This is a genomic window from Steroidobacter sp., from assembly GCF_016790065.1.
GTDB lineage: Bacteria > Pseudomonadota > Gammaproteobacteria > Steroidobacterales > Steroidobacteraceae > Steroidobacter.
Map to the genome: position 1 here is coordinate 1 of NZ_JAEUPY010000384.1, position 8,783 is coordinate 8,783.

Genomic DNA, 8,783 nt, shown 5'->3' on the forward strand with positions numbered 1-8,783 from the left:
ACACGGCAAACCTATCGACTGTACGACCTTCCCACCGCCGGACGCGGACGGCATTGCCGAGCGTCGTATTCAACGTTTCATCCAAGATGAGGATGGCTGGCTAGTCCTGGTATTTCACGGGCTGGATGGCGAAGGCTGGGGCACCGTGTCGAGCGACGCGTTGGCTCGCATGCTCGATGCCATTCAGCGTGCGGGCGTGGCCGTGGCACCGCCGAATCGCGTGGTTCAAGAGAGCCGCTTCCTCTGAAGCGGCCCTCGCCCCTACTCAGGGCAGATTCTTCTCTGCCTGATTACTCCAGGACGTGTTGGTATTGATCTCGGGCGTCGCGCCGACAAACGCGCCACGCGCAGTCGTGTCACCGCGCAGGGTATACATGAGCCACGCGTTGATATAACCGAGGAAGTTGCCGCCGGTCTGCTGGATCGTGTTGTGGCCTGCGCCCTTCAACACCGCCACCGCTGCGGCACCGGGAACCTGACCGTAGTAACCCGTCTGAGTCGCCGGCGAAGCAATGATGACGTCGGTGGAACCGCCGAGGAAGAACACCGGCACGGTGAGCTGATCCACATAGTACTCATCGCCGGCACCGACCCAGATCGAGTTCGGCAGCGCCACCGTCACTGCGGTTTTGATCAAGCCGCTGGAATGATTGGTGGCATTCACCGTGCCGCCCGCGCCCTGCGAATGGCCCACTGCGCCGACCTTGGCGGTGTTCAGCTTCTGATAAAAGATGCTGCTGGCATCGCTGTCCCTGGCCACCATGTACTGCGCTGCTGTAAGCATTTCCGCTCCAGTGCCGGTGGTGGGATCGTCAACGGCGATCACCACGAAGCCCCACGACGCCAAATGATTCAGCAAGCCATAGTAGTTACTGGGCGTGGCATTGGTGCCGTTGCCCCAAGTAATGATGGGGTGGCGCAAACCGCCGCTGCCCAAGGCCGTTGGATAGTACAAGTTATAAGTCGCGCCGCCCGACGTCACGATGGACGTGCTGACGGCAAACGAGCCGGCGGTTTTGTAAGTGGTCTCGATGGCACTGGCCGCCATCGCCGGGCGTATCGCGCCGGTCAATCCTATTGCGACGATCCCAGCCGCCAGCGCAGCGGCGCGCCATGAACCCACGATCCGTTTCGAGATGCTCATCCTGATTCCCCCTGTCCGGAGTTAGGTAGAGGGCTTCGAGGAGCCTCCGGAACCGATACCCGCTCGCAGCCGGTTTTCGTTATCCACTTGTATAACGAATGGTACACCGCTGCCCGCTCGGCGCAATGCCTGAATCGGTCAACGCAAGAAGATTTGCACCACGGCTCGCGCGTGCTTCTCGACTTGTTCGCGGCGGAACACGTCGCGTGCCGCGAGCGATTTCACCTCGCAGGCGAGCACGAAATACAACTGACAGCTGGCTGCCAGACTGAAGGCAAGAGAATAGGCATCGACGTTGGGTAACTCACCCTTGGCGCAGAGTCGTTCGATGACCGGGCCAGCGACCTTGTGCCGAGCACGGATGAAACGCTGGACCGCCCAATCGAGCGTCGGCCCTTTGCGGCCCGACTGCTGGATCATGATCCGCGCGTGTTCGGGATGGCTGGCGCAGTAACGCACGTAACGATGCACATAGGTCGTGAACAGCTCGCGATCGCTACGACCGGCTTGCACCTCGTCGTCCAGGTTGACCTCTCGATCCAGTCGATCGAACAAGAACGTGATGGCCGCGCGCCAGACTTCTTCCTTGCTGCCGTAGATGTGCCGGATCATGCCGTGAGCGACATCGGCATCGGCAGCGATATCGCGCAGTGATGCACCTTCAAAGCCGTGCCGGGCAAAATGCATCAAGGCACTTTGCAGAATTCCCGAGCGGCTGGTTTCCAACTGCTGGGCACGAAGATTCGGGCGTGCGCTGGTCTGCCTTGCCGTGGCCCTCGCCCGGGGTGTTTTTGCGGTGGTCGAGGGTCGGCGGACCGATTTAGTGTTCTGTTTTGGCATATTCGGACTCCCTGGCCGAATCCTACCGTCCTGCCCTCCCGGGCGCAGGCCTTCCGGTGATAAAATCCGCCCGTGAAACCCGCGATGCGTACTCTGCAATCCGGCCCGGTCACGGTCATCGACTATCGATGCCCTTGTGGCCCCTCGGATCGTCCGTTCACCGAGAGTCACGCCAAGCATTCCATTTCCTATGTGCGCAAAGGCTCGTTCGGCTATCGCTGGCTCGACCAGTCGTTCGAGCTGGTGGCCGGCTCGGTGCTGGTGGGCCATCCCGGCGATGAGTACATGTGTACGCATGAGCATCATCACGGCGGCGATGAGTGCCTGTCCTTTCAATACACGTCCGAGGCCATCGATGAGATCGGCTGCCGAGCGCAGTGGCGCGTCGGCGCGCTGCCGCCGGTTGCTGAGCTGATGGTACTCGGCGAATGGGCGCAGACGGCTGCGAACGCCGATAGCGATGTCGGCCTGGATGAACTTGGATTGATGCTCGGCGCTCGACTGGCCCAGGTGACCACCGGCAAAGCTGCAGGCACATCGAAGCTGCACTCGCGCGACCGGCGCAGAGCGGTTGAAACGGCGCTATGGATCGATGCCAACGCTCGTGACGATATCGATTTACTGGCTGCCGCGAAGGTGGCTGGATTGAGCAGTTATCACTTTCTACGAGTGTTCTCGGCTGTTGTCGGCGTGACGCCGCATCAATATCTGGTTCGAGCCCGACTGCGGAATGCGGCGAGATTGTTGGTTGAGAGCGAGCAGCCGATTATCGATGTGGCGCTGGGTGTCGGCTTCAACGATGTCTCCAATTTCGTCCGCACCTTCGGCCGTGCCGCCGGCGCCTCACCGCGGGCCTTCCGCCACGCGGCCCGGGGCAATCGCAATTTTCTCCAAGAATCGGGACTGCCGCGAACCTAGCATTTGGCTCCTTCACCCAGGAGACCGCTATGTTCGATCACGTCGGCCTACACGTTCGCGATTTGGAACTCGCCCGTCGGTTTTATCGCGCCGCCCTGGCGCCCTTGGGCCATGTTCAGGACGATTCAGGGACTGGCTTCGGGCCCAAGGGCTCGCCCTCATTGTGGTTGCATGAGACCAAAGGTAAGGAAACGGCAGGCACTCATCTGGCGTTTCGTGCTGCCAGCCGTGCCGCGGTGGAACGCTTCTATCGAGCTGGTTTGGAAGCCGGCGCCCGCGACAATGGCAAGCCCGGTGTGCGCGCCGACTACAGTCCTACGTACTTCGCTGCATTCCTGATCGATCCGGACGGGAACAATATCGAAGCCGTGTGCCTCTCGGAGGGCTGATCATGGCTTGCATCCGTCGCGAAGTCGTTTTGAATGCTCCCGTCCCTCAGGTGTGGGACGCCCTTCGCGACATCGGTGCGTTACACACGCGCCTGGTGCCGGGTTTCGTCGTAGACACGAAGCTCGAGCCGGGCGCGCGTGTTGTGACGTTCGGCAATGGCATGGTCGTCAAAGAGCTGATCGTCGATGTCGACGAGCAACAGCATCGCGTGTGTTGGTCCACTGTCGGTACCCAACTCACGCATCACAACGCGTCGTTTCAGCTGTTCCCCGAAGGCGAAAAAACACGTGGCGTATGGCTTGCAGACCTACTGCCACACGAAGCAGCACCGATGATTGCCGGCATGATCGAGCAAGGGCTGGCCGCGATGAAGCGCACGTTCGGCTAGCCTCACCAGCCTTTCACTTTGGTCTTCACTCGCGCCAGGTTTTTGTCCGCGGTGATGTACAGCGTGCTGCCGTCGTCGCCGAACGCCAGGTTTGCGGTGGGCACGCCGGTTGCGAGCGTGCCGAGATGCTTGCCGGCTGGAGAATAGACCAGTACGCCGCCGGGAGCAGTAGCCCAGACAGTGCCATCGCGGCTGACTTTCATGCCGTCGGGTAAACCTGGTTGTTTGGCTTGTGCCGCCTTGGTGGCGTCGAAGAAAAGCTTGCCGGCGCCGAGTGTGCCATCGCCCTTCACGGGATAGGCCATGACAATCGCTTTGTCCGGATCGGAATTGGCAACGTACAACGTGCGCTCATCGGGTGAGAACGCCAACCCGTTGGGCCGACTCAACTCCTTAGTCAGCAGCGTCAGCTCACCGCGAGAGTTCAGACGATACACCCCTTGGAAATCCAGCTCCTTGGCTGGATCGTCGCCGACTTTGGGTAAGCCATACGGCGGGTCAGTGAAATAAACATCGCCGTTGGCCTTGATGATCAAATCATTCGGGCTATTCAACCGCTTGCCCTGATATCGATCCGCCAGCGTGACGAACTTGCCGCCGCTGAGTTTGGCGACACGACGGTCGCCGTGCTGACACAACAAGAGCTCGCCGGCGGAGTTGAATATCAAGCCGTTGGAACCCGGCTCATGTCCAGGAAACGGCGCGGTGCCGGTATAGCCCGACGGCTGTAGAAACTTTTTCAGGCCGCCGCTCTCGGACCATTGCCAAATCATGTTTCTAGGAATATCGGAGAACAGCAGGCGGCGATTGGCTGCATCCCAGATCGGCCCCTCCGACCATTCGAACTTTTTCTCGGCCAGCAATTCAATGGCCGCGCCCGGCGCCACCAGCGAATCGAACGCCGGATCGAGCCGCTCGATCTTGCCGAGCACCGCCACGTCTTTCGCCATCGCCCTCTCTCCTGACCCCGTCGACAAGCTCAGCGCCAGCGCCAATCCCAGCAGCGTACGACGAAACATCGCTCCCTCCTGCAGTTCGACATGCGCTCCGATCATAGCCGAACCCATCTATCGAAGGGGCCGGGGCGAGCCATTCGGCACGGCATCCGAACCGTTCGACATGCCATCCCGGAACCGGCCCACTTCCCCTCTACAGTGCACGGCATCCGCCCCCTGATCGAAGGATAGCAACGTGCGCTTCAGCTCCTTGGCCTGGACGACTCTTCTCAGCGCTATCGCCACCGTGGCCGTCGCCAACGACGCACCGGCAACCGTACCGCCCGAGTTGACCCGCGCCGATCTGGAAGCGTGGCTGGATGGCTTTTTGCCTTTTTCGATGGCTCAGGGCGACATCGCCGGCGGCGTCATCGCTGTCGTCAAGAACGGCGAGATCCTGCTGCAAAAAGGCTATGGCTACGCCGATGTCGCAGCCAAGAAGCCAGTCGACCCGGAGCGCACGCTGTTTCGCGCCGGCTCGGTGGGCAAGCTCATCACTCACACCGCAGTGATGCAGCAGGTCGAACAAGGCAAGCTCGATGTGCACGCGGACATCGCCAAGTACATCGACTTTCCGATTCCGGAAGGTTTCGGCAAGCCAGTGACGACCTACGACTTGATGACTCACACCGCGGGTTTTGAAGGCCGCGTGCGTTCGTTGATGGCGTCGGATCCCGCAGCACTGCCTTCGCTCGAAGCAGTAGTGAAGACCACCACCCCGCGCAGAATATTTCCGCCGGGTGAAGTGCCTTCCTACTGCAACTACTGCGTGGCTGTGGAGGGTTACATCGTGCAGCGTTTGTCTGGAGAGTCATTCGATGACTATCTGGACGGTCACATCTTCACGCCGCTGGGTATGAAACATTCCACGTTTCGTCAGCCGCTGCCCGAGGCTCTGGCCCCGCTGATGTCGAAGGGCTACGCCGTCGGCTCGGGACCAGCGAAGTATTTCGAGCTGGTCGGCCCCGCTCCCGCCGGCAGCATCTCGACCACCGGCGCTGACATGGCGCGCTTCATGATCGCGCATCTGCAAGCACCGAACGGTGGTGCGCCGGAGTTGCTCGGCGCCGAGACTGCCAAGCGCATGCATACCACCATGCTTCGCAAAACGCCGCCCACCTTGGGTATGGCGATGGGCTTCTTCGAGCGGGATCGCAACGGCCATCGCGTTTTGGAACACGGCGGCGACACGCAGTTCTTCCACAGCTCGTTGACGCTTTTCATGGACGATGGCGTCGGGATGTTCTTTTCCTTCAACAGCACCGGCAAAGACGGCGCGGTCAATCCGTTGCGAGACGCCCTCTTCACCCAGTTCGCGGATCGCTACTTCCCCGCTCCCATTCCCAACGAGCCGACCACGCCGACGGCACTCGAACATGCTCGCGTCGTCGCAGGCAACTACGAGTCCTCTCGTCGCTCTGAGACTACGTTCTTTCGCCTGTTCGGCCTGCTCGGTGAAATGAAGGTCATCGCCCATGAAGACGGCACCATCGAAGTGCCGGCGCTCAAAGGGTTCAATGGCCAACCGAAGCGCTGGCGTGAGGTGCAGCCGTTCGTGTGGCGTGAAGTCGATGGCCAGGAACGACTGGCCGCGCAAATGAAGGACGGCCGCGTGGTTCAAATCGGTACCGATCTGTTCGCCGGTGTCATCACGTTGACGCCCGTACCTGCCTGGCGCTCGGCCTCGTGGATCATGCCGACGCTGGCTATCTCTATGGTCGTGATGCTGACAACGGTCATTGCATGGCCCATCAACGCTTGGCGACGTCGTCGTCGCGGTGAAGCTGTGGCGCTGTCCGGGCGAGAGCTGACCATTCGGCGCGCCGTGCTTGGCTTCGCTGTTCTGTATCTATTGTTCGCGTACGGATGGTTCTACATCGTGCAAGGCGCCAGCGATCTCGTGGCCTACGACGGTCGCCTCGACACCTTGTTCGCCATCATGAATGTCGTCGGCTTCTTAGGCATCGTCGGCGCCCTCGTCGCGCTCTGGAACGCGGCCTTGGCCTGGACCGCCAATCGCGGCTGGAAGAGCACCACTTGGGCCAGTGCACTGGCGCTCTCGGCCGTGTTCCTCGCCTGGTTCGGCTACGCCTTCAACCTGACTCGATTCATCGTCGAATATTGATGAGCCGGGCTCACACACTCATCTGTGCGCGAAACAGCCGCGCCTGGCGACGTGAGATCTCCACTTCCGGGCCGCCGCGTAGCTGTGCGTGCAACAGGCCGCCGTTGCCCATCTCGACGCTTTCGATGAATTCCAGATTCACGATCTGCCGTCGATTGGCCCGGAAGTAACGCTGCGGATCGAGCCGCTCCTCCAGACTGCTGAGCGGCCGAGCCAGCAACGGCCGCGCATCGTTCCAATGCAGGCGAACGTAATTACCTTCCGCCACCATCAGGCACACTTCGCGCAACGGCACGAACCAGCAGCGGGACCCGTCGCGAATAAACAGACGCTCGACGAACGCCGAACCCTGACCGATCACTCGCGACGTTGCGACGCTGCTCGATGCAGACGGCGCGCGTGCGCGTGACAGAGCTGCAGCCAGACGCTCCGGCTCGATGGGTTTCAGCAAATAGTCCAGCGCATTCACTTCGAATGCCTGCACCGCGTGGTGATCGTACGCGGTCGTGAAAATCACGCGGGGAACGTGCTCGATGCGAGTGAGCAGGTCGAACCCCGAGCCTCCTGGCATCTGGATGTCCAAGAACAGCAGCTCCGGCGTGAGCTCTTCCGCCGCCTTCTGCGCCTCGTTGATATTGCCAGCCTCGCCCACGATTTCGATCCAATCGAAATCGGCCAGCAAGCGGCGCAACTCACGTCGCGCCAACGGCTCATCGTCGACAATCAGTGCTTTCATGACGTCTGCGGAATCCGAATGCGTGCCACGGCCAGCGTCGGCGAAGACAAATCGAGCTGCAAGCCGGCATCTTTGCCGAACAATAGATTCAAGCGTTCGGCCGCGTTCTTCAAGCCAACGCCTTCATTCATCGAGGCCACCGGCACGGCGGGCCGCGGATTCTGGATCTCGACGATCAAGGTCTGATCGCGCAGCTCGGCTCGAATGCTCAGCACACCGCCTTCGGGCAGCTCGGCGATGCCGTGCTTGATCGCGTTCTCAACCACTGTCTGTAACAACATCACCGGCACGCGTGCATGATCGCTGGGCACCGCGACTTGCCGTTCGATGCGCAGCCGCTCACCGAGCCGCAGCGATTCCAGTTCCAGATAGTCCTCGACGATCTCCAGCTCGCGCTCCAACGACACCAGTTCTTCCTGGCCGGAGCGCAAGGTGTAACGGAGGGTTCGCGCCAGCTGAGTCACGGCTCGTTGGGCCGCCACTGGATCGTCGGCAATCAGCGCTCGCACGCTGTTCAAACTGTTGAATAGGAAATGGGGATTGAGTTGTGACTTGAGTACTCGCAGCTCCGCGGTCTGCAGGGCGCGCCGTAATTCCGATTGATGCAACTCCACCAAGCGACGATCGCGCACCGAAGTGATGCACAGGTACAGCACCATCCACAGAAAAAACACCACGCTCCAATTGACGGCTCTGAGCACTAGCGGATCGACGCTAGCCAGCCAACGCACCGTGGCCGGCAGCTTCTCGATCTGCTCGATGGGCCCGCTCCACAACGGGGCCACGGTCATGAAATGCATCAGCACGGCCAGCGGGATCGCCATCGCCGCGCTCACCAGCACCATTCGTAACAACAATCGGCTGAGCGTGAGTTGATGCCAGCGATAGCGTTTCATCGCCAGCCGCAGCCAGTGGGTGAACAACAAGCCCAGCAGGTTCAATGTGCCAATCTCGGCCGCCAGGGTCGATAGCGGCTGATCGAGGGTGCTCACGGCACCGGACAGCTGACCGAACATACTCAGGCCCCAACCCAGCAACTGGCACGCCCAGTACGCAAGCGTGGCGCGGGCGGCTAGGCCTGTTTCAACGTTGGAACTCATTCACGGACCCGACTGACGGTGGCGGTCAGTGTACGGCATGCCGGTCGGGCGGCGGCAGATCCGCTGCCAGCGGTCGCTATGGGCGGCGAACGGTCGGGGGCGGCCGTTCGCCGCAGCTGTTGGCTGGGCGATTACATTTGGTTGATG

10 protein-coding genes are annotated in these 8,783 nt (G+C 61.2%); 5 read left to right on the forward strand and 5 right to left on the reverse strand.

Features of this window, described 5'->3' with window-relative positions:
* Positions 1-247 (forward strand): hypothetical protein (locus JNL55_RS15835; protein WP_293855347.1); only part of this gene is annotated, 247 nt, incomplete at its 5' end.
* 18 nt (positions 248-265) lie between these two features.
* On the opposite strand, the gene JNL55_RS15840 is transcribed toward JNL55_RS15835, so the two are convergent.
* Positions 266-1,144 carry a hypothetical protein gene (locus JNL55_RS15840; RefSeq protein WP_293855350.1) on the reverse strand — a complete coding sequence of 293 codons (879 nt, stop codon included), beginning with the start codon at positions 1,142-1,144 and terminating at the stop codon, positions 266-268.
* A 138-nt stretch (positions 1,145-1,282) separates the two neighbouring features.
* Positions 1,283-2,164, reverse strand: coding sequence for a TetR/AcrR family transcriptional regulator (locus JNL55_RS15845; RefSeq protein WP_322111035.1), 882 nt, complete (start codon positions 2,162-2,164; stop codon positions 1,283-1,285).
* Here JNL55_RS15845 and JNL55_RS15850 point away from each other — a divergent pair.
* The 3 genes from JNL55_RS15850 to JNL55_RS15860 are packed head-to-tail and all read left to right on the forward strand — an operon-like array spanning position 2,069 to position 3,680.
* Complete coding sequence (locus JNL55_RS15850) at positions 2,069-2,902, forward strand: helix-turn-helix transcriptional regulator (protein WP_293855356.1); 834 nt, start codon at positions 2,069-2,071, stop codon at positions 2,900-2,902. The two genes, JNL55_RS15845 and JNL55_RS15850, sit on opposite strands and share 96 nt — an antisense overlap.
* 29 nt (positions 2,903-2,931) lie before the next feature.
* On the forward strand, positions 2,932-3,291 hold the full coding sequence (locus JNL55_RS15855; protein WP_293855359.1) for a VOC family protein: 360 nt from the start codon (positions 2,932-2,934) through the stop codon (positions 3,289-3,291).
* Positions 3,292-3,293: 2 nt separating this feature from the next.
* Positions 3,294-3,680, forward strand: coding sequence for an SRPBCC family protein (locus JNL55_RS15860; RefSeq protein WP_293855363.1), 387 nt, complete (start codon positions 3,294-3,296; stop codon positions 3,678-3,680).
* Between the two features lie 2 nt (positions 3,681-3,682).
* Here JNL55_RS15860 and JNL55_RS15865 read toward each other — a convergent pair whose 3' ends face one another.
* Positions 3,683-4,699: an SMP-30/gluconolactonase/LRE family protein gene (locus JNL55_RS15865; RefSeq protein ID WP_293855366.1), complete on the reverse strand. Its 1,017-nt coding sequence runs from the start codon at positions 4,697-4,699 to the stop codon at positions 3,683-3,685.
* A 172-nt stretch (positions 4,700-4,871) separates the two neighbouring features.
* Between JNL55_RS15865 and JNL55_RS15870 the strand changes: the two genes are divergently transcribed.
* Positions 4,872-6,800 (forward strand): serine hydrolase domain-containing protein, encoded by a 1,929-nt coding sequence (locus JNL55_RS15870; RefSeq protein WP_293855368.1) that lies wholly within the window; start codon positions 4,872-4,874, stop codon positions 6,798-6,800.
* Positions 6,801-6,810: 10 nt separating this feature from the next.
* Here JNL55_RS15870 and JNL55_RS15875 read toward each other — a convergent pair whose 3' ends face one another.
* Entirely contained in the window at positions 6,811-7,536 is a 726-nt protein-coding gene (locus JNL55_RS15875; RefSeq protein WP_293855371.1) for a LytR/AlgR family response regulator transcription factor, read from the reverse strand.
* Positions 7,533-8,636 (reverse strand): sensor histidine kinase, encoded by a 1,104-nt coding sequence (locus JNL55_RS15880; protein ID WP_293855374.1) that lies wholly within the window; start codon positions 8,634-8,636, stop codon positions 7,533-7,535. The genes JNL55_RS15875 and JNL55_RS15880 overlap by 4 nt, the downstream gene beginning before the upstream one ends.
* Positions 8,637-8,783 lie beyond the last annotated feature (147 nt).